19 protein-coding genes and 2 tRNA genes are annotated in these 18,593 nt (G+C 65.6%); 11 read left to right on the top strand and 10 right to left on the bottom strand.

Going from position 1 to position 18,593, the window contains the following annotated elements; all coding sequences use genetic code 11:
* Together AC1DS0_RS30140 and AC1DS0_RS30145 are read left to right on the top strand one after the other, a co-directional pair.
* Positions 1-258, top strand: a 258-nt coding sequence (locus AC1DS0_RS30140; RefSeq protein ID WP_476817886.1) for an autotransporter domain-containing protein, incomplete at its 5' end; no start/stop codon positions are given.
* A gap of 87 nt (positions 259-345) precedes the next feature.
* Entirely contained in the window at positions 346-1,053 is a 708-nt protein-coding gene (locus tag AC1DS0_RS30145; RefSeq protein WP_476817887.1) for a L,D-transpeptidase, read from the top strand.
* A gap of 182 nt (positions 1,054-1,235) precedes the next feature.
* Here AC1DS0_RS30145 and AC1DS0_RS30150 read toward each other — a convergent pair whose 3' ends face one another.
* Positions 1,236-2,906, bottom strand: a complete 1,671-nt coding sequence (locus AC1DS0_RS30150; RefSeq protein ID WP_476817888.1) for an MFS transporter — start codon at positions 2,904-2,906, stop codon at positions 1,236-1,238.
* Between the two features lie 340 nt (positions 2,907-3,246).
* On the opposite strand from AC1DS0_RS30150, the gene AC1DS0_RS30155 reads away from it, so the two are divergent.
* On the top strand, positions 3,247-3,672 hold the full coding sequence (locus AC1DS0_RS30155) for a hypothetical protein (RefSeq protein ID WP_476817889.1): 426 nt from the start codon (positions 3,247-3,249) through the stop codon (positions 3,670-3,672).
* Between the two features lie 65 nt (positions 3,673-3,737).
* Here AC1DS0_RS30155 and rlmB read toward each other — a convergent pair whose 3' ends face one another.
* A complete protein-coding gene (rlmB, locus tag AC1DS0_RS30160; RefSeq protein ID WP_476817890.1) occupies positions 3,738-4,526 on the bottom strand; it encodes a 23S rRNA (guanosine(2251)-2'-O)-methyltransferase RlmB in 789 nt (262 codons plus the stop codon).
* A 108-nt stretch (positions 4,527-4,634) separates the two neighbouring features.
* Here rlmB and AC1DS0_RS30165 point away from each other — a divergent pair, with 108 nt between their 5' ends.
* The 3 genes from AC1DS0_RS30165 (at position 4,635) to AC1DS0_RS30175 (ending at position 6,059) form a co-directional block, all read left to right on the top strand.
* The gene (locus AC1DS0_RS30165) at positions 4,635-5,201 is read left to right on the top strand and encodes an AAA family ATPase (protein ID WP_476817891.1); all 567 of its coding nucleotides are present in this window, start codon (positions 4,635-4,637) and stop codon (positions 5,199-5,201) included.
* A 44-nt stretch (positions 5,202-5,245) separates the two neighbouring features.
* Positions 5,246-5,824: a hypothetical protein gene (locus tag AC1DS0_RS30170; protein WP_476817892.1), complete on the top strand. Its 579-nt coding sequence runs from the start codon at positions 5,246-5,248 to the stop codon at positions 5,822-5,824.
* 150 nt (positions 5,825-5,974) lie between these two features.
* A tRNA-Tyr gene (locus AC1DS0_RS30175) sits at positions 5,975-6,059 on the top strand.
* A 349-nt stretch (positions 6,060-6,408) separates the two neighbouring features.
* Here the strand turns inward: AC1DS0_RS30175 and AC1DS0_RS30180 are convergent.
* Positions 6,409-7,404 (bottom strand): hypothetical protein, encoded by a 996-nt coding sequence (locus tag AC1DS0_RS30180; protein WP_476817893.1) that lies wholly within the window; start codon positions 7,402-7,404, stop codon positions 6,409-6,411.
* Between the two features lie 206 nt (positions 7,405-7,610).
* Positions 7,611-7,940: a hypothetical protein gene (locus tag AC1DS0_RS30185; RefSeq protein WP_476817894.1), complete on the bottom strand. Its 330-nt coding sequence runs from the start codon at positions 7,938-7,940 to the stop codon at positions 7,611-7,613.
* 233 nt (positions 7,941-8,173) lie between these two features.
* On the opposite strand from AC1DS0_RS30185, the gene AC1DS0_RS30190 reads away from it, so the two are divergent.
* Positions 8,174-9,409, top strand: a complete 1,236-nt coding sequence (locus tag AC1DS0_RS30190) for an MFS transporter (protein ID WP_476817895.1) — start codon at positions 8,174-8,176, stop codon at positions 9,407-9,409.
* Between the two features lie 76 nt (positions 9,410-9,485).
* Here AC1DS0_RS30190 and AC1DS0_RS30195 read toward each other — a convergent pair whose 3' ends face one another.
* Complete coding sequence (locus tag AC1DS0_RS30195) at positions 9,486-9,608, bottom strand: hypothetical protein (protein WP_476817896.1); 123 nt, start codon at positions 9,606-9,608, stop codon at positions 9,486-9,488.
* Positions 9,609-9,780: 172 nt separating this feature from the next.
* Between AC1DS0_RS30195 and AC1DS0_RS30200 the strand changes: the two genes are divergently transcribed.
* Entirely contained in the window at positions 9,781-9,918 is a 138-nt protein-coding gene (locus AC1DS0_RS30200; RefSeq protein WP_326874092.1) for a hypothetical protein, read from the top strand.
* A 92-nt stretch (positions 9,919-10,010) separates the two neighbouring features.
* A tRNA-Gly gene (locus tag AC1DS0_RS30205) sits at positions 10,011-10,084 on the top strand.
* Positions 10,085-10,213: 129 nt separating this feature from the next.
* Here AC1DS0_RS30205 and AC1DS0_RS30210 read toward each other — a convergent pair.
* Genes AC1DS0_RS30210 through AC1DS0_RS30220 form a run of 3 tightly spaced genes read right to left on the bottom strand, consistent with a single transcriptional unit; the run spans position 10,214 to position 14,180 of the window.
* Positions 10,214-11,332 (bottom strand): ABC transporter ATP-binding protein, encoded by a 1,119-nt coding sequence (locus tag AC1DS0_RS30210; protein WP_476817897.1) that lies wholly within the window; start codon positions 11,330-11,332, stop codon positions 10,214-10,216.
* Between the two features lie 19 nt (positions 11,333-11,351).
* The gene (locus AC1DS0_RS30215; protein WP_476817898.1) at positions 11,352-13,100 is read right to left on the bottom strand and encodes an ABC transporter permease; all 1,749 of its coding nucleotides are present in this window, start codon (positions 13,098-13,100) and stop codon (positions 11,352-11,354) included.
* Positions 13,101-13,130: 30 nt separating this feature from the next.
* Entirely contained in the window at positions 13,131-14,180 is a 1,050-nt protein-coding gene (locus AC1DS0_RS30220; RefSeq protein ID WP_476817899.1) for an ABC transporter substrate-binding protein, read from the bottom strand.
* Between the two features lie 272 nt (positions 14,181-14,452).
* Between AC1DS0_RS30220 and AC1DS0_RS30225 the strand changes: the two genes are divergently transcribed.
* Both AC1DS0_RS30225 and AC1DS0_RS30230 read left to right on the top strand, forming a co-directional pair.
* Entirely contained in the window at positions 14,453-15,256 is an 804-nt protein-coding gene (locus AC1DS0_RS30225) for an SDR family NAD(P)-dependent oxidoreductase (protein WP_476817900.1), read from the top strand.
* A 72-nt stretch (positions 15,257-15,328) separates the two neighbouring features.
* Complete coding sequence (locus AC1DS0_RS30230) at positions 15,329-16,276, top strand: LysR family transcriptional regulator (RefSeq protein ID WP_476817901.1); 948 nt, start codon at positions 15,329-15,331, stop codon at positions 16,274-16,276.
* Between the two features lie 12 nt (positions 16,277-16,288).
* Here AC1DS0_RS30230 and AC1DS0_RS30235 read toward each other — a convergent pair whose 3' ends face one another.
* Positions 16,289-17,086 carry an HpcH/HpaI aldolase family protein gene (locus AC1DS0_RS30235; protein WP_476817902.1) on the bottom strand — a complete coding sequence of 266 codons (798 nt, stop codon included), beginning with the start codon at positions 17,084-17,086 and terminating at the stop codon, positions 16,289-16,291.
* 3 nt (positions 17,087-17,089) lie between these two features.
* Entirely contained in the window at positions 17,090-18,589 is a 1,500-nt protein-coding gene (locus AC1DS0_RS30240) for a tripartite tricarboxylate transporter permease (RefSeq protein WP_476817903.1), read from the bottom strand.
* Positions 18,590-18,593: the final 4 nt, after the last annotated feature.

Below are 18,593 nucleotides of genomic sequence, written 5' to 3' on the forward strand. Positions count from 1 at the left end.
CCGCTGTTCGCCCGGGCCATGCTCGGCTGGCGCCACGGCTTTGGCGAGCTCACCCCGCAGGCCCGCACCGCCTTCGTCGCCGGCACCACGCCGGCCACGGTCTTCGCAGCCAGGATCGATCGCGACGCCCTCACCGCCGAGGCAGGGCTCGACTGGCGCATCTCCAAGGCCACCGCCCTCGGCCTGACCTACTCGGCGGCGATCGGCGAACGCTCCCGCGACCACGCCCTCAAGGGCAGGGTCGAGATGCGATTCTGAGCGAAGCGGAAACTAACGCACCGGCATTCACCGGCTCGTAACCATCTAAGTCGATGCTTTTGCAAAAGCCTTGTCTGAGATGTGCCCATGCTGAGCCGCCGCTCCTTTACCATGTCGTCCCTGTCGCTCCTCACCCCCAGTCTCGCCGGCTGCGGCGGAGGGGGCAGTATCGTGGCGCTGCCGGAGATCGCCGCTCCGAGAGGGCCCAGCCTGACGCGCACGCTGGCACGCCCGAACTATGCGCAAGTCTATGTGGAATATCCGGGCGAGCGCTTTGCGGTGCCGGCGATCGACTACCAGAGCATCGAGCCGCGTTATCTGCGCCAGACGGTCGAGTTCCGTCGGCCGGAGCCGCCGGGCTCGATCGTCGTCGACCCCGGTTCCTATCATCTCTATTTCGTCGAATCGCAGGGCGTCGCGACGCGCTATGGCGTCGGCGTCGGCCGCGAGGGCTTTGGCTGGACGGGCCAGGCGAAGATCAACATGAAGCGCGACTGGCCCGACTGGGTGCCGCCGCAGGAGATGATCGATCGCGACCCGCAGATCAGGGCCCAACTCGAGCCGACGTCGCGCGGCCCCGGCGTCCGCGGCGGGCCGAAGAGCCCGCTCGGCGCCCGCACCCTCTACCTCTTCGGCGAGGGGCGCGATCTCGGCTATCGCATCCACGGCACGACCGAGCCCTATACCGTCGGCACCAATGTCTCCTCGGGCTGCATCCGGATGATCAACCAGGACATCATCCACCTCTATGCCCGCGTCGCGCTCGGCACTCCGGTCACCGTGCTGCCGGTGTGACTGGGCTATCGCATATGCCCCCGCAGCCCTCATCCTGAGGAGCGATCCGAAAGGATCGCGTCTCGAAGGACGAGGGCTGAGCGCAGATGCGATCGCCCTGCCGGTATGGTCCGGCGCCCAACGAAAAACCCCGCCCTCTCGGGCGGGGTTCGAAGGTCGGCTGGGCCGATCCGGCTGAGGGATCAGTCGTTGTCGTGGGTCAGGATGTCGCGATCCTTGGTCTCGGGCACGAAGAGCATGCCGATGACGAAGGTCATCATCGCGATCACGATCGGGTACCAGAGGCCGTAGAAGATGTCGCCGGTGCCGGCCACCATGGCGAACGAAGTCGCCGGCAGCAGGCCGCCGAACCAGCCATTGCCGATATGGTAGGGCAGCGACATGCCGGTGTAGCGGATGCGGGTCGGGAAGAGTTCGACCAGCGCCGCCGCGATCGGGCCGTAGACCATCGTCACATAGATGACGAGCACGGTCAGGATCGCGATGATCGTCAGCGACTGCGCGCTGAACAGGGCACCCACGAAGCCGGTCTTGACGATGCGCGCATCGCCCGCTGCCGGATAGCCGGCTGCGACCGCTTCCTTGCCGATATTGGCGGCGAAGGTGGCGTCGATCGCGACGTCCTTGCCGTTGACCGTGACCTTGGCCGGCGTGCCGGCCGGGGCCGGGGCCTGGGTGTAGACGATCGCCTGCGCGGCCAGCGTCCGACGAGCGATGTCGCAAGGCTGGGTGAAGGTGCGCACGCCGACCGGGTCGAAGACCGAGCCGCAAGTGGCGGGATCGGCGACGACCTGGACCTTGACGTTGTCATGCGCCGCGGCGAGGCCGGGGTTCGCTGCCTTGGTGAGCGCGCCGAACAGCGGGAAATAGGTCAGCGCCGCGATCAGGCAGCCGGCCAGGATGATCGGCTTGCGGCCGATCCTGTCGGAGAGCGAGCCGAAGACGATGAAGCCGCCGGTGCCGAGGATGAGCGACCAGGCGATCAGCACGTTCGAGGTGTAGAGATCGACCTTGAGGATGCTCTGGATGAAGAACAGGGCGTAGAACTGGCCGGTGTACCAGACGACGGCCTGGCCGGCGGTGAGGCCGAACAGCGCCAGCAGCGCGATCTTGGCGTTCTTCCACTGGCCGAAAGCTTCCGAGAGCGGCGCCTTCGAGCCCGTGCCTTCTTCCTTCATCTTCTGGAAGGCCGGCGATTCCTGCATCTGGAGCCGGATGTACACCGAGACGGCGAGCAGGACGATCGAGACCAGGAACGGAATGCGCCAGCCCCAGGCGGCGAACTCCGCCTCGCCCATGGTGGTGCGGATGCCGAGGATGACGATCAGCGAGAGCAGCAGGCCGAGCGTCGCCGTGGTCTGAATCCACGAGGTGTAGAAGCCGCGCCGTCCCGGAGGAGCGTGCTCGGCGACATAGACCGCCGCGCCGCCATACTCACCGCCGAGCGCCAGGCCCTGCAGCATGCGCAGCGCGATCAGGATCACCGGCGCGATCCAGCCGATCGAGGCATAGCTCGGCAGCAGGCCGACCAGGAAGGTCGAGGCGCCCATGATCAGGATGGTGACGAGGAAGGTGTACTTGCGGCCGATCAGGTCACCGAGGCGGCCGAAGAACAGCGCGCCGAACGGGCGCACGAGAAAGCCCGCGGCGAAGGCGAGCAGGGCGAAGATGGCGCGCGTGTTCGGATCGAAGGCCGAGAAGAAATGCGCGCCGATCATCGTGGCGAGCGAGCCGTAGAGGTAGAAATCGTACCATTCGAAGACCGTGCCCAGGGACGAGGCCAGAATGACCTTCTTCTCCTCCCTGGTCATCGGACGTGGCCCTGCGGCCGCCGATGCTTGTGCCATGCTCATGGAGCGCTCCCGTCTTAGTCGTTCCCCCGGACACCGCGGACCATCCGCCGTGCCCTCAGCCGCCTTTCCGGCGGTTCTTCGCTTGGAGTCGGCCGAGCCGACTCAGGGCAAAGGCCTTTGAAAAGCCAAGTTTGATGGGCTAGGAATGCGGCTACCCCCCGCAATCTTCAACCGAGCACTTGGTCTTGCACCGAAAGGCGTAAGACGAAGGATTGAGCATTCGGCAGGGATGGCTCGGCTCCAAATCCCGTCATGACTCGCCTTGCCGGGCGCAAGCCGCTAACCTTTCGCTAACCATGTCGGCCCGGGTCGGCGGTGAGCGCAGGAAGGGGAGGTGGCGATGAAAGTTCGCTCCGGAATGCCTCTGGGTATCGTGTTCGCGGGACTATGCGTCGCCGCGTCTCCGGCAGTGGCGGCTCCCGGTTTCGCCGCGGGGCCGGCCAATGGCGGATTTTCCGCTCCGGCGCCGCGGCTTTCGCCGATGCGGCCGGCCGCGAAGTCTGGCGACGCCCGCCGCGGTCGGATGGGCGTCTACGGCGCCGGTTATCCCGGCTTCTACGGCGGATCCGGCGATCAGCGGGTCGTGCTCGTGCTGCCGGAAGCGAGCGAGCCGCCGCCGGAAAAGGAACGCTCGATTCCCGTCGCGGTCGGCATCGCACGCCCGCCGGCGGCCGATCCGGTGCTGTATCGGATCGAGACGCGGCAGGGCCAGCCGGTGGTCCGGGTCATGCGCTTCAGCAGCGATGGCCGTGTGGCGCGGCGCTGAGGGTCAGATCAACGGCGTCGCATCGGATTCGTCCGAAAAGTGGATTCCACTTTCGGTCCGATGCTCTAGCGCCTTGTCGCGGCGTAGAGCGCGATCGCGGTCGCGTTCGAGACGTTGAGGCTCTTGATCGCGCCGGGCATGTCGAGCCGGGCGAGATGGTCGCAGAGCTCGCGCGAGCGCTGGCGCAGCCCTTTGCCCTCGGCGCCCATCACCAGTACCAGGGGACGGCGCAGCGGGACCTCGTCGAGCGAGACGTCCCCTTCCGAATCGAAGCCGAGCCGCAGGAAGCCGCGCTCGCCGAGCTTGTTGAGCGCATCTCCCAGATTCTTCACCGCAACCAGCGGCACGTGCTCCAGGGCGCCGGAGGCCGATTTCGCCAGCACGCCCGTCGCGGCCGGCGAATGGCGGATGGTGACGATCACGGCGGCGACCGCGAAGGCGGCGGCCGAGCGCAGGATCGCTCCGACATTGTGCGGATCGGTGATCTGGTCGAGCGCCAGCACGATCGCATCGTCCGGCAGGCTACCGAGATCGGGCGAGGGCAGGGGATCGCAGACGAGATAGAGCCCCTGATGCACCGCGTCGGGCGTCAACAGCCGGTCGATCTGTGAAGGCCTGACCATTTCCGGCTCGATCGGCAATTCGCCGATCTCCTCGCTCAGGCGCTTCAGCGCGTTCTCGGTGGCGAGCAGCTTGCGGAAGTGCCGGCGCGGGTTGCGCAGCGCCTCGATCACGGGATGAGCGCCATAGAGGATCGCCTCGTCGATCTCGCCGGGCCGGTGCGGCGGCGGGCCGTCCCGATCCGGACGGCTGCGGCGATTCTGGAAACGGGGGCGGGACGGGGCGGACATCATGGCTCCGGAAAGGTGACGCCATGCCCTGCCATGGCGCGGCCGGCTTGGCCAGCCCGAAGGCGGGGGAGCGGGATTTTCAACTCATTCATCGCACGGAGAAGAGCGCAGATGACGAAGACAGATCGACGCCTGTTCGTGGTGACCGGCGGCCCGGGCGCCGGCAAGACCACTCTGCTGGCGGCGCTGGCTGCGGCAGGCCATGCGATCGCCCCCGAGGCTGGGCGGGCGATCATCCGCGACCATCTCGCCATCGATGGCCCAGCCTTGCCCTGGCGCGACCGGGCCTTGTTCGCCGAGCTGATGCTGAATTTCGACCTGCGCTCCCATGCCGAAGCGCAGGCGGGCACGGCTCCGGTCTTCTTCGATCGCGGCGTGCCCGACAGCATTGGCTATCTGCAGCTGTGCGGGTTGTCGGTGCCGGAGCATGTCGACCGCGCGGCCCGTGCCGTCCGCTATGCCCGCACCGTCTTCGTCGCACCGCCCTGGCGCGAGATCTACGCGCAGGATGCCGAGCGCAAGCAGGATTTTGCCGAGGCCGAGCGCACCCATGAGGCGGTCACGGCGGCCTATCGCGACCATGGCTATGAGCTGGTCGAACTGCCGCGCGCCGATGTCGAGACGCGCGTCGCCTTCGTGCTGGAGCACGTCCGAGGTCTCGCTTCCGGCGGGTCGTGATCCGCGCTAGATTCGGCCGTTCGTCGCTGCCCGGGAGGCGCGTCATGGCGGAAGGCTCGCAGGCCGGCACGATGCGCTCCGGCCGGACGCTCAATCATCTCGTCCCCGGACGCGATTGCGGCGACTGCGTCGCCTGCTGCGAGGTGCTGCGCATCGTCGATCCTGAGGTCGGCAAGCCGGCCGGCGTCATGTGCCGCCACAACAGCGGCAGCGGCTGCAGCATCCATGCGACGCGGCCTGAAATCTGCCGGCGCTGGTTCTGCCTGTGGCGGCGCATCGACGCCATGCCGGATGCGGCGCGGCCGGATCGCTGCGGCGTGATCTTCTGCCTGGAGGGCGAGGAAGATCATCCGAATCCGTTCGCGCGCTTCTGCGTGGTGGCGCGGCCCGTCGGCAGTTCGCGGGCGCTGCGCAGCGAGCTGGTCAGGCAGGTCGTCGCCATGTTCGCCCGGCAGGGGGAACTGCCGGTCTGGGTGCATCGCCATGGCGTGCGCAGCCTGATTCACCCCCCGCCAGATCTCGCCGACGCGATCGAGCGGCCGGAAAAAACGCCGTTCCAGGCCTTCGTCCCGGCTGCGCTCGTCTGGCGCAGGCGTCACCGCAGCGCTTGGCCGCAGGGCTAGAAGGCGCTCGCAACGATTGCCTGTCGTCAGATGCCTTTTAGGCGTTGACAGGCGGCGGCCCTCTCCTCATAAGTCCGCCCGCGCCTGCCGCCCTTCACAAAAGTGAAACAGGCGGTTGCGGCCAGCTCTCGGGTTGGCCTGCGGCAAGGCGGGGGAATGTCCCGAGCGGCAAAGGGGGCGGACTGTAAATCCGCTGGCTATGCCTTCGCAGGTTCGAGTCCTGCTTCCCCCACCACCTTGCTCTTTGAGCATTGATTTACCTCTTTTTTTGACGCGTCCCCCGCACCTGATGACAAGGTGCGGGAATAGGCGCTCGATTTTGGTTCCGGACTCAACAGCTCAGCGGCCTCTTGGGCTAAGCGATGAATTGTTCACGGACTATTCGCCATGTGTGCTCGCTTCGGCTGATGCTTCCCGAACCCCGCGCCGCCTCACCCGCAGCATAGTGCGAAGCTTTGCCCGGCGGCCGCGGATGTACCAGCGCCAAGGCCAGTAGCCCGGCTTTTGCAAGTCGAGTTTCTACAATTCGGTACCAGGTTGGTCTCGTTAGATTAGAGGCTGGCGGACTTGTCGTCGTTTAGGGGTCAGCGCGAAGCATTGCCCGCTGCAGCGTTTGCTTCGTTGATTTTCTGCCCCTTCTCCTTTTTCAGGCGCTCGCTCTCTTTAGCTTCGGCGTCAGTGAAGGCCTTGTTTGCTTTGGCGAGCTCTGCCGATGCATCAAGCAGTTCTTTGAGAGCAATCGCGCCTTCGCCCATCGCGAGCTTCTCGTTGGCTGTGATGATTGTCTTCAGCGCTTCGCGCAAGTCGGTGGTGGCAGCCAACAGGCGCCGCTTAGCCCGATATTCGCTGTAGGAATTGGCCAGTTCGATTCCCGAAGACTGCTCGAAGTAGGCATCGTAACCAGGGACCTTCCCGAGTGGGGCGTCCCTAATGAATATCAGCCGCTCCCGAGCGCACTCGTCCCAAATGCGGTATGTTTGGTTTCGGTCAATTTCGAGCTGTTCGTAGGCTCTTTGTAGCTGAATTGCCGCGGCTTTAAGCTTCGGGGTGGCGTCGTTGGCCGCTTTAATGAGTTCCGCGCGAAGTTCTGCTATTCGAAAGCGTTCTGCGACGGTTGCAAGCGCGCCAATTGCACCGCCCGGAATTGAAGTATTGTCTCCCAGAGCCGCGAGCGCCTCCAAAAGGGTGGCGCCGGAGCTCAGCGTGGCGCCTCCATTCTTGGTGCGCTCAACTATAGAGGTCAATTTTCCCTGATACTTAGTCAGCGTGTCCATGGCGCTGACATAATCCGGGTTCTTTTCGTAGCGGGTCTTCACGTCCTTAATCGGGTCGGTCGACTTGGCATGAGCTCGGATTGCCGCCAGTCGCGGATCCCCGCAGCTATATGTCCCCCTACTGAGAAACCGCAGCAATCGGTCCTCGTCCTGAAAGGCCAGGTAGGCCTGCACTTCGAGTGACTTATTGTTGGCGTCCCCCGTCGTCAGAGGGTCGGTCAGCTTCCCAAGCTCTGGCGATGGAGCCACACACGCGGCTAGCGCTACGCCTGCCGAAAGCGCCGCGAAGACGGTCTTGATTGACATTGCGTGCCCCCTATTCCCCTGGGTCATGCAATCAGCCCGGAAAAAATCGCGCAAGGGTTGCGCCCACGCAATCTAGTTTTTTCAACGAGACAAACTTCTAATGATCCACCCGCGCAATAATTTGCCCGAACGGGCAAACGAGGGGGCCTCCCGTTAGCGAAGCGCGGTCGGGATGCGGCGTCCGATAAGAGCGGAGAACGCGGACGCTAGGTGGAAATCCAGGTCAGCTTAGCTCTGACCTCAGGAAAGGGCATCGTGCCTCGGCCAACTAGGTTGATGATGTCGCCGTCTACAGTTCCGCTGAACGTCGCATCGTCTTCGTCATTGCCGAAGATGTTGGGATTTGGATCGTCAATGTTGAATTTGCGAACCTCGATTTGCGCTTGTATGGCGTCGCCCGTGACCTGGCAGGTGCCCACAATCGAGAATGCGGAATCGCGGCCTTCGACCTTTCCGTTGCGGACCGTTAGATTTGCACCACTCTTCCGGCCTAGAGAGGAGAATTCGGCGCGGTAGACACCTTCCTTGACGCCCATCTTGATTTCCTCGGCTCTGTCGAAGTCCATACTCGATAGTCAGATGGCCCTGTCGAACAGTCCAGAAGGTACCGCTGGTGATTGACAGGAAGATCACAGATTGGGAGGCGATCGAGCGCGAGTACCGTGCAGGTTAGCTCGCCGACAAGGCGAGAGTGGCGGATACTCTGCCTTCCCCGAATCCGGGCGAGCTGATAGCCTCGCCGGATCGGCTATTCGGGTATGACGGTGCAGTGACAGCAAAGACCCAGGGCGGTTCTGTCGCCGCGCTCGGCGCCATCGTTGCAGGCGCATTGATCCTGCAGGTCGCCGGGACGATCGTGAATACGGTCGTGCCGCTGCAGATGGCGATCGCGAACCAGCCGCCGCTGCTGATCGGCCTCGTCGCCTCGGCCTATTCGCTTGGGTTCCTGATCGGCTGCTTCATCAATCCCTCGCTCGTTCGCCGCGTCGGCCATATCCGTGGCTTTGCCGTGTTTGCCGCGCTCCAGGCGGTCTCGACGCTGAGCTTTCCCTTGCTGCCGGAAGCCTGGTGGGGGATTTCGCGCCTGGTCATGGGCCTGGCGGCGGCCGGCCACGGCATCTGCATCGAGAGCTGGATCAGCGGGCAGGCCAACCGATCGCAGCGCGGCCGGATCTTCGGCATCTACCAGATCCTCAACCGCGTCGCGCTGATCGGCTCGCAGATCGGCATCGGCTATGTCGCGATCCAGTCGCAGGACGTCTTCCTGTTCGCCAGCATGGCCTTCTCGATCGCGCTGATCCCGGTGGCGCTGACGCGGGCGAGGGGCCCCGAATCGAGCGAGATCGTCTCGGTCGGCCTGCGGACGCTGTGGCAGCAGGCGCCGGCCGCGGTGGTCGGCTGCCTCTATGTCGGCATGGTCGGCGGCCCGTTGACCAGCGTCGCCCCCGCCTATGGCATTCTCTCCGGCCTCGACCTGCGGGCCACCATCCTGCTCACCGCCGGCATCCAGATCGGCGCGCTCCTGCTGCAGTGGCCGATGAGCCTGCTGGCGGACCGGGTCGCCAGCCGCCTGATCATGCTGGTCGCCACCAGCCTCGTCGCGGTGGCTGCGGCCGGACTCGCGACGCTGCTGGAGGTCGACGCCGCCCATGGCCGCATCTGGCTCTTCGGTCTGTTCGCCCTGATCGGCGGCTGCAGCATCCCGCTCTATACGGTCGCGGTCACGCATGCCTATTTCCGCATGGGGCGCGACCAGGCCGTCGGGCTCTCGGCCCAGCTTCTCTTTCTCTGGGGCACCGGCTCGGCGATCGGGCCGCTGGCCGCGACCTTGCTGATGCAACTCCGGGGACCGCAGGGCATGCTGATCTACCTCGTCGGGCTGTCGGTCGCCGTTGCGATCTATATCGCGCTGCGGATCTCGCGGAATCCGTCACCACCCATCGTCGAAGGCGAGCGTGGCGCCAGCGGGCCGACGATCCCCGACATCGAGATGGCCAAACGCTGAAATTGCAGCAGGACGGCGCCGGGAATCATGTCGCTGGCGCGGTGTCGGCGAACGCGCGGCGACTCGGCAGGGCCGATCAGAACTCGAGAAGTAGCAGGGCCAGCATGCCCACGCCGTGGATCAGCATCGCCAATCGCAGCGGAATCGCCGAGATGATCTCGGCCCTGAACGGGCAGTAGAGCTCGCCGAGGTCGGACATGTGGTTTTCCCCCAGCCTATCGGTATCAGCCGCGAGGTGCTCGATCGCCCCCCATTTGGGGGGATTCGGCGCTCACTTTTAGTTTATTGGGACTCGAAATCTGCTCTTCCTACCCCAGATGGGGGCTGCCGTGGGGCGCGGCGTCGTTAGATTTGCCGCCGGGAGACGGATGATGGGGATTACGCTTTTTAGCACAGCCGTGGCTGCTGCCGGCGCACTGGCGTTCGGTACGTTCGTCGGCGGGGCGGCGCTCGGCCTGTTCACCGGCGCGGCGATCTGGCTCGGCCAGCGTGCCCTGAGCGATATGTGAGCTTGCGCGCGCACACCTCAGGTGGATGAGACCATCTTCTTCGCCGGAATGGGTTGACACCTACCGGCCTGATGCGGAATTTGGCGGCCGACGCGGGTGTAGCTCAATGGTAGAGCAGCAGCCTTCCAAGCTGAATACGAGGGTTCGATTCCCTCCACCCGCTCCAATCTCTTCATAACCAGCATATGGCCATGGCCGACGCGCGCTGATCACACCGGGCATTGCGCCAGTGCGCAGGGTGAGCCAGGGATGACGATGGCTCGGGCAGCCCGATCTGTTTCGGCTGCGCCGCTCGTCATTGGGCGAGGGCGAGTGCCTCGTTCGCGGGAAAACTCAGCGCCACGGCTGCGTTCGCCTCGACGCCTGCCCGTGAATCGATGTTCGCCTGCAGCGCGTGGCCGTCGATATCGACGAGGCAGCGGCTGCCATAGCCCTGGAAGTCGAGCGAGATCAGCTTGCCGTCGAGTCGGTTGATCTCGTCATTGCCGCCGAAAATTTGCTCCGGCGTGGTCACGCTGATCGCTTCGGGCCGCAGCGACACGATTGCGTTGGCACCGGCGGCCAGTGTGCGGGGGAAGCGGCAGAGCAGCGTCCGACCGTTCGCCAGTTCGACCTGGCCCATGCCGCCAGCGGCGACACCCACAAGCGTCCGCCCAGCCAGCAGATTGGGCGAGCCCATGAAATTGGCGACGAAGCTGTCGGCCGGGTCGAAGAAGATCTCGCGCGGACTGCCGAGCTGGCGCAGCCGGCCCTTGTCGAGCACGGCGATCAGGTCTGACAATTCCAGCGCTTCGGACTGATCATGCGTGACATAGACGGTGGTGATGCCGAGCTCGCGCTGCAGACGCTTGAGCTCGGCCCGCATCTCGTCGCGCAGGCGCGCATCGAGATTGCTGAGCGGCTCATCGAGCAGCAGCAGCCTCGGCCGCCTGACGATGGCGCGGGCGAGCGCAACGCGCTGCTGCTGGCCACCGGAGAGCAGCGTCGGTGAGCGCGGCCCGAAGCCGGAAAGGTCGACGCGGCGCAGGGCGTCTTCGACCAGCGCTTCGATCTCGCTGTTGCCCGGCTTGGCTCCGCGCGTGACGCGCAAGGGGAAGGCGACATTGTCGAACACGCTCATATGCGGCCAGATCGCATAGGACTGGAACACCATGCCGATGCCGCGCTGGTTGAGCGGCACCTCGACCCCGTCCTCACCGTCGAACAGTACGGTCTCGCCGAGGCGGATGCTGCCGCGGTCCGGCCGCTCCAGCCCGGCGATGCAGCGCAAGGTCGTGGTCTTGCCGCAGCCGCTCGGCCCGAGCAGCGTGAAGAAGGTGCCCTCCTTCAGCGAGAAGCTGAGCGGATGAAGGCCGGCGCTGTTGGCGGCTTTGGCGCCGAACAGCTTGGCGAGGTCGGAAACGAGAAGCACCATGATCGCTCCGGACGAAGGCTCAGAGATTGGCGGGCCGCAGGGTGGCGAGGAAGCGGCGGCCTGTCAGATAGAGCAGCAGCATCAGCACGCTCATGAAGGCGGTCCAGACCAGGCCGAGCGCGAAGACCTCGACATTCTGGCCGCTGTTCCAGCGGTCGTAGATCGCGACCGCCATGACCTGCGAATTGGCGCCGGCGAGCAGGACCGACATCGAGAGCTCGTTGGCGCCGAGCAGGAAGATGAAGACCCAGCCCGAGACCAGCGCCGGCACCAGCAGCGGCACGACGATCTTGCGGAAGACGGTGAACGGGCCGGCGCCCGAAGCACCCGCCGCCTCCTCGAGCTCGCGATGGATCTGCAGCACGCCGGTATGGGCGTAGCGCATCGCGTAAGGCAGGAAGCGGATCAGGAAGGCGAGCATGATCAGCGTCAGCGAGCCGTAGAGCGGGATCGGCAGGTTGAGCGCGATCAGGATCAGCGCGACGCCGACGACGATGCCGGGGAAAACGATCGGGATGCTCGAGAGCACTTCGATCAGGCGCGCGCCGGCCTGGTGCCGCACCACGAGCCAGCCTGCTACCGCCGCGATCAGCATGGCCAGCGTCGCTGCTTCCGCCGCGACCACCAGCGTGTTGATGCCGAGCCCGATCAGATGCCGGTCCGCCAGGACCAGCTGGAAGTTCTCCAGCGTCGCGAAGGGCAGCGCCGCCATGGCGAAAGGCCGGGCGAAAGGCATCAGCGCCAGCCAGAGCGAGACGAGGAGCGGCAGTCCCAGCACGAACAGGAAGTTCAGGACGACGACCGCCGTGCCCAGCCATTTATGGCGGCCGAGATCGAAGGGGCGGGGGCGATAGCCCTTGCCGGTCACGCTGGCATAGCGGTCGGCATTGGCGGAGTAGCGGTTGTAGCAAAGCAGCGCCGCCGAGAGGACGGCGATCAGGATCACCGAAAAGGCGCTGGCCCGGCCCATCTTCGGCGGCATCTCGGTGGTGCTGAGATAGATGTCGGTGGTGAGCAGGTAGACCCGCCCGGGTCCGCCGACCAGCACCGGCACGTCGAAGGATTCGAGGTTCCGGATGAAGACGAACAGTGCCATGCCGGTGATCGCCGGCCAGGCCTGCCGGAACGAGATCGACCACATCGTGCGGGCGATCGAGGCGCCGCACATCCGTGCTGCTTCCTCCCATTCGGCGTTGGAGCGCTCGAAGGTCGCGGCGAGCAGCAGGAAGACCAGCGGCGACCACAGCATGCCCTGGATCAGCACCATGCCGCTCATCGAGAAGACGTCGAACAGGTTGTCGCCGCTGCCGGCGAAGGCCCGGTAGAGCTCGTTGACCGGCCCCGACCGCCCCAGGAAGAACAGCCAGGCCATCACATGCAGGATGTAGGGCGTGCTGAGCGAGACCGCGGCCGTGACATAGGCAAGGCCGCGCCAGGGTGCGTTGGTGCGCACCACCACCCAGGCGACCGTGGTGCCGAACAGGATCGACAGCGCCGTCGACAATCCCGAGAACAAGAGCGAGTTCCAGGTCGCGGTGTAGAACTGCGGATCGGCGAACAGGTAGCGGAAATGCGCGATCGTGTAGGCGCCGGTCTGCTCCTGCGTCAGGCTGGTCTTGATCAGGACCGCGATCGGCGGCAGCACCAGCAGCGCCAGCACGAGGCCGACGCTGGCCGGCGCCAGCCAGGTGAAGAGGCTCCCCTGCGGGCGCCTCCAGAAGGTGCGGCGTTGCAAGGGCGCTGAAGCGGGCAGAGAGGAATTGGTCATCGTCGATGTTCCGGACCTCCCGATTGCAGATTACTGGAACAGCTTCTTGTAGATCGCGATCCACTTATCGATGTCGCGGTCCTCGTCGGCCGGCGGCGGCGAGAACACCTTGAAGCCCGTGACTTCCGGCTTCAGGGAAGGGTCCTTGGCGTCGACCGCCGGGTTGGACGGAATGTAGCCGGCCTCCTGGATCACCTTCTGGCCCTCGGGCGAGAGCAGGTAGTTGATCAGGAGCTTGGCGCCGTTCGGGTGCGGCCCGCCCTTCAGCAGGACCTCGCGCGCCATCGCGCCGATCGCCGGGTTGACCGGCAGCCACTTCACCGGCGCGCCCTTGGCGATGCTGATGGCGGAGTGGTGGTTGTAGGTGACGAGGCCGATCGCATACTGGCCGGCGATCACCTGGTCGAGCACGACGCGGGGATTGGAGGGAATGGTCGCGACCTTCTGCGCGCCGAGCTTCTCCAGGTAGGCCATGCCCTTCTCCTCGCCATAGGCGTTGAGCACGGAGCCGATGAAGCCGGGCGGTCCGGCGATGGTCATCTCGCCCGTCCAGGCGATCTTGCCCTTCCATTTCGGGTCGAGCAGGTCGTCGAGCGATTTCGGCTCGTCGGCGGGCTTCACCAGCTCGGTGTTCACGGCAGGAACGAGGTAGTGCACCAGCACCGCGTTCCAGTCGCCCTTGGCGTCCTTGTGGTTCGGCGCGAGCTTGGCCGCGGCCTCGGGAACATAGGGCTGGATCAGGCCGGCTTCCCGCAGCGGCTTGACCACCGAGGGACCCTCGACCAGGTCGGCCTGGAGATTGCCGGCCTTGGCCTCGGCCAGGATCTTGATCATGATGTCGATGTCACGGCCGCCGGTGACGTTGATGCGCACGCCGGGATACTTAGCCTCGAAATTGGCGACGACCGGGCGCACCAGCTGGTTCTGGACGAAGCCGGTGTACCAGTTGATCGAGCCTTCCTTCTTGGCGGCCTCGTAGAGCTCCTTTTCGCTCTGCGCCGCGGCTGGCAGGCTTCCCGCCAGAGGCAGGAGAACAGCGGCCAGACCGAGCTGGCGCATCAGCGACGATGCTGCAAGCATGATTTTCCTCCCAGATGAGCCGGGCATTCTGAGGTCGATGCTTGGCCTCGGCTTCAGCTCATCTTGGGATGGTTCGTGGTTTGGTATCCAAGACCATATTTCGATTGTCGCCATGCCGGTTCAGCATCGCGTCACCGCCTTGTGCGGGCTGAGCTTATGCCGGATCGGCATCGCCCCCATCAAAGTTTAGCCTTTGATCTATAGCGGCGGAGCTTCCTAGATCACGGTGAAGCCGCTGCGACTAATGCCGGCGGCGCTGCGAGGAAACCACCATGAACCGGCTGGACGGCAAGATCGCCTTCATCTCCGGCGGCGCGATCGGCATCGGCGCTGCTGCGGCGACGATGATGGCGCGCGCGGGCGCAAAGGTCGTCCTCGGCGATATCCTCGACGAGGAAGGCGAGGCGGTCGCGCAGGCTATCCGCGCAGAGGGAGGCGAAGCTACGTTCGTCCATCTCGACGTCAGCCGCCAGGCCGATTGGGAGCAGGCGATCGCTGCGACGATCGCGCGCTTCGGCGGGCTCGACATCCTCGTCAACAATGCCGGCATCCTCTTCGGCAAGGATGTCGAGGAGGCCCGGCTGGAGGACTGGCAAAAGATGTCCTCGGTCAACCAGACTGGCACCTTCCTCGGCACCAAGGTCGCCTTGCCGGCGCTGCGCGAGCGGGCGCGCACCAGCCCCGAGGGCAGTGCGATCGTCAATCTCTCCTCGGTCTCCGGCCTCGTCGGCTCGCCGCTTGATCCGCTCTATTCGATGACCAAGGGCGGCATCACGCTGTTCACCAAGGCGACGGCCTTGTCTTTCGGGCGGCAGGGCTATCGCATCCGCGTCAATGCGGTGCATCCCGGCGTGATCGAGACGGCGCAAGGCAAGCAGACTTTTGTCGCCCGCGCCAAGAAGCTGCAATCCGGCGACCTCGACGAAGCCCGCTCGATCGCCCTGGCGAACCACCCGATCGGTCGCTTCGGCACGGTCGAGGACGTCGCCAAGGCGATCATCTTCCTGGCCTCGGACGATGCCGGCTTCATCACCGGCTCCAGCCTCGTCGTCGATGGCGGGCTCACTGCGCAGTAGAGCGCTGGCTGCACTGGCGCCGCTCATCTATGGGTTGACGGTGGACGACCTGGCGGGCCGGCGGAGGCGAGGGTGAGATCCTATTCTCATTTCGATATCACCGGTCTTCATTATTTCTCGGTCGTCGCGGAGGAGCGCAGCTTTTCGCGCGCTTCGGCCCGGCTGCGGATCGCGCAACCGGCAATCAGCCGCAAGATCAAGGCCTTGGAGCAGGATCTCGGCGTCCAGCTCTTCGCCCGCCATACCCGCGGCGTCGACCTGACCGAGGCCGGCGAGAGCCTGCTCGGCAACGCTTACACCCTGTTCCGCCAGATCGAGCACTTGCGCGACCACACCACGATCTCGGGCGAGACGCCGCGCGGCGTCGTCGCGATCGGCGTCATGCCGACGCCGGGCGAATACATCGTCCCACGCCTGATCGAGGAGGCGCGCCGGCTCTATCCGGAAGTCCGCTTCCGCATCGTCGAGGGCTATAGCGGGGCGCTGCACCGCATGCTGGTCAACCAGGAGATCAACATCGCGATCGTGCATGCGCCGGAGCCGCATCCGGACATCGTCGTCTACGATCTCCTGGTCGACTATCTCTGCCTTGTAGGTCGGACAGGTTCGCTGGCGAAGCCGACCTATAATTTCGAGGAAGCGGCGGCCTTTCCGCTGATTCTGCCCGAAGCGCCCAATCTTCTGCGCCTGCGGATCGACCATATCGCGCAGCTGCGTGACACCAGGCTCAATGTCGAACTGATCTGCAACGGCTTCTGGCTGACGAAATCGCTGCTGCGGGCTGGCGCCGGCTACACCATGGTGACCTTCGGTTCCGTGGTCGGCGAACTCGAGCAGGGGCATTTCGACGTCGCGGCGATCCGCAATCCCGACGTGCCCTGGCCCTTGGGCATCGCCATGCGCAACGATCAGCAGCGCCGGCTGTCGCTTGTGGCGATCAAGGACCTGATCGAGACGATCGTGGCCGAACTCCGCTCCAAGCGCATCTGGCAGCAGCTTCCGGATGCGATCAAGGAGTGAGCCGGAGGCCGGCTAGTCGAGCAGGCTGTGTGCCGCCCGCGCCCGCTGCTGGGCGGCGCCGAGCAGGAAGCTGAGATCAGCCCCGGTCGAGACGAAGCGGGCGCCCATCGCGGCATAGGTCTTCATCAGGTCAGGACGTGCTGCCAGCCCGCCGAGCCCGGCATGCTTGCCGGCGCGCCGGCAGGCCGCGATCACAGCCGAGATCGCCGCATGCAGGCGCGGATGGTCGAACTCGCCGGGGATGCCGAGATCGGCGGCGAGGTCGACTGCGCCGATGAAGGCGACATCGACGCCCTCGACCGCGACGATCTCCTCGACCTCAGCGACGCCATCGCCTGACTCGATCATCACGATCACCATCGTCAGGGCGTTGATGAAGGCCATCGCCTCGGCGTTCGGATAGCTGCGGAAGCGGGTCAGTGGCGACAGGCTGGCGACGCCGCGCGAGCCGAGCGGCGCGAACTTGGCGGCGTCGACGATCCGGCGCGCCTCTTCGGCCGAGCGGACATGCGGGGCGATGATGCCCATCGCGCCGCCCTCGAATGCGCGGGCGATGTGCTCCGGCCGGTTCGCCGGCAATCGGACGAGCGGCGTGATGCCGATGTCGAGCGCGGCCAGGCAGATCTGCCCAGTCGTCTCGGCGCCGAACATCGCATGTTCGAGGTCAATATAGATGGAGTCGAGTCCGGCGGTGGCGGCGATGCGGGCGATCTCGACGCCGCGGACCAGCCGCACCGCCATGGTCGCGGCGATCTCGTCGCGTGCCAGCCTCTCCTTGACGCGGTTACGCGGCAGGTCGGTGAGATCCATTGCTCACTCCTGAAAGGCTTCGGCGCGCTTCTTCTGCAGCGAGGGCAGCAGCACGAGCACCAGGAGCAGGGCGGCGAGCGCCAGCATGGTCGCGCTGATCGGCCGCTGCAGGAAGACCATCGGGTCGCTGCGTGAGAGCAAGAGCGCCCGCCGCAGATACTCCTCCATCATCGGGCCGATGATGAAGCCGAGCAGCATCGGGGCCGGCTCCATGCCGAGCTTGGCGCAGAGGTAGCCGAATAGGCCGAAGCCGACCATCAGCAGGATGTCGAAGCTGCTGTTGCTCAGGCTGAACACGCCGATGGCGCAGAACACCAGGATGGTCGGGAAGAGATAGTGGTAGGGCACCATGATCATGCGCGCCCACAGGCCGATCAGCGGCAGGTTGAGCAGGACCAGGAAGACGTTGCCGATCCACATCGAGGCGACGATGCCCCAGAACAGGGCAGGCTGCTCGGTCAGCACGGCCGGGCCCGGCTGGATGCCCTGGATGACCATGGCGCCGACCATCAGCGCCATCACCGGGTTCGAGGGGATGCCGAGCGTCAGCATCGGCACGAAGGAGGTCTGGGCGCCGGCATTGTTGGCCGCTTCCGGCGCCGCCACGCCCTCGATCGCGCCCTTGCCGAATTGCGCGCGGTTGGGCGAGACCTTCTTCTCCAGCGCATAGGCGGCGAAGGAGGCGAGCATGGCGCCGCCACCCGGCAGGATGCCGAGAGCCGAGCCCACGAAGGTGCCGCGCAGCACCGGCGCGACGATGCGTTTCAGATCGGCCCGCGTCGGCATCAGCCCGCCGATCTTGCGCGAGATGATCGAGCGCGCCTCGCCCTGTTCGAGATTGTGGATGATCTCGCCGAGGCCGAAGACGCCCATCGCCACAACGACGAAGTTCACCCCGTCATAGAGCTGCGGCATGCCGAAGGTGAAGCGCGGGATGCCGGAATTGACATCGAGGCCGATCAGCCCGAGCAGCAGGCCGAGCACGATCATGCCGACCGCCTTCAGCACCGAGCCATTGGCCAGCACCACCGAGGCGACGAGGCCGAGCACCATCAGCGAGAAGTATTCGGCCGGGCCGAAGGTCAGCGCCACCACGGCGAGCGGCGGGGCGAACAGCGCCAATAGCAGCGTCGCGGCGCAGCCGGCGAAGAAGGAGCCGAGCGCCGCCGTCGCCAGCGCCTTGCCGGCCTCGCCATTGCGGGCCATCGCATAGCCGTCGAGCGCCGTGACGATCGAGGAGGATTCGCCGGGCAGGTTGACCAGGATCGCCGTGGTCGAGCCGCCATATTGCGCGCCGTAATAGATGCCGGACAGCATGATAAGCGAGGTCACCGGCGGCAGCGCGAAGGTCGCCGGCAGCAGCATCGCGATGGTCGCGAGCGGGCCGAGCCCAGGCAACACGCCGACGGCGGTGCCGAGGATCGTGCCGATCAGGCAATAGAACAGGTTGGTGAGGGTGAAGGCGGTCGAGAAGCCGAGCGCGAGATTGTCGAAGAGCTCCATCACG

This window comes from Allobosea sp. P4_H5 (assembly GCF_056400825.1).

What these genes read in the sequence shown, in the direction of transcription:
- AC1DS0_RS30145 (WP_476817887.1), top strand. Translation starts at nt 346, where the DNA reads ATGCTGAGCCGCCGCTCCTTTACCATGTCGTCCCTGTCGCTCCTCACC.
- AC1DS0_RS30150 (WP_476817888.1), bottom strand. Translation starts at nt 2,906, where the DNA reads ATGAGCATGGCACAAGCATCGGCGGCCGCAGGGCCACGTCCGATGACC.
- AC1DS0_RS30165 (WP_476817891.1), top strand. Translation starts at nt 4,635, where the DNA reads ATGACGAAGACAGATCGACGCCTGTTCGTGGTGACCGGCGGCCCGGGC.
- AC1DS0_RS30240 (WP_476817903.1), bottom strand. Translation starts at nt 18,589, where the DNA reads ATGGAGCTCTTCGACAATCTCGCGCTCGGCTTCTCGACCGCCTTCACC.
- AC1DS0_RS30185 (WP_476817894.1), bottom strand. Translation starts at nt 7,940, where the DNA reads ATGGGCGTCAAGGAAGGTGTCTACCGCGCCGAATTCTCCTCTCTAGGC.
- AC1DS0_RS30210 (WP_476817897.1), bottom strand. Translation starts at nt 11,332, where the DNA reads ATGGTGCTTCTCGTTTCCGACCTCGCCAAGCTGTTCGGCGCCAAAGCC.
- AC1DS0_RS30235 (WP_476817902.1), bottom strand. Translation starts at nt 17,086, where the DNA reads ATGGATCTCACCGACCTGCCGCGTAACCGCGTCAAGGAGAGGCTGGCA.
- rlmB (WP_476817890.1), bottom strand. Translation starts at nt 4,526, where the DNA reads ATGATGTCCGCCCCGTCCCGCCCCCGTTTCCAGAATCGCCGCAGCCGT.
- AC1DS0_RS30225 (WP_476817900.1), top strand. Translation starts at nt 14,453, where the DNA reads ATGAACCGGCTGGACGGCAAGATCGCCTTCATCTCCGGCGGCGCGATC.
- AC1DS0_RS30215 (WP_476817898.1), bottom strand. Translation starts at nt 13,100, where the DNA reads ATGACCAATTCCTCTCTGCCCGCTTCAGCGCCCTTGCAACGCCGCACC.
- AC1DS0_RS30220 (WP_476817899.1), bottom strand. Translation starts at nt 14,180, where the DNA reads ATGCTTGCAGCATCGTCGCTGATGCGCCAGCTCGGTCTGGCCGCTGTT.
- AC1DS0_RS30180 (WP_476817893.1), bottom strand. Translation starts at nt 7,404, where the DNA reads ATGTCAATCAAGACCGTCTTCGCGGCGCTTTCGGCAGGCGTAGCGCTA.
- AC1DS0_RS30170 (WP_476817892.1), top strand. Translation starts at nt 5,246, where the DNA reads ATGGCGGAAGGCTCGCAGGCCGGCACGATGCGCTCCGGCCGGACGCTC.
- AC1DS0_RS30200 (WP_326874092.1), top strand. Translation starts at nt 9,781, where the DNA reads ATGGGGATTACGCTTTTTAGCACAGCCGTGGCTGCTGCCGGCGCACTG.
- AC1DS0_RS30195 (WP_476817896.1), bottom strand. Translation starts at nt 9,608, where the DNA reads ATGTCCGACCTCGGCGAGCTCTACTGCCCGTTCAGGGCCGAGATCATC.
- AC1DS0_RS30155 (WP_476817889.1), top strand. Translation starts at nt 3,247, where the DNA reads ATGAAAGTTCGCTCCGGAATGCCTCTGGGTATCGTGTTCGCGGGACTA.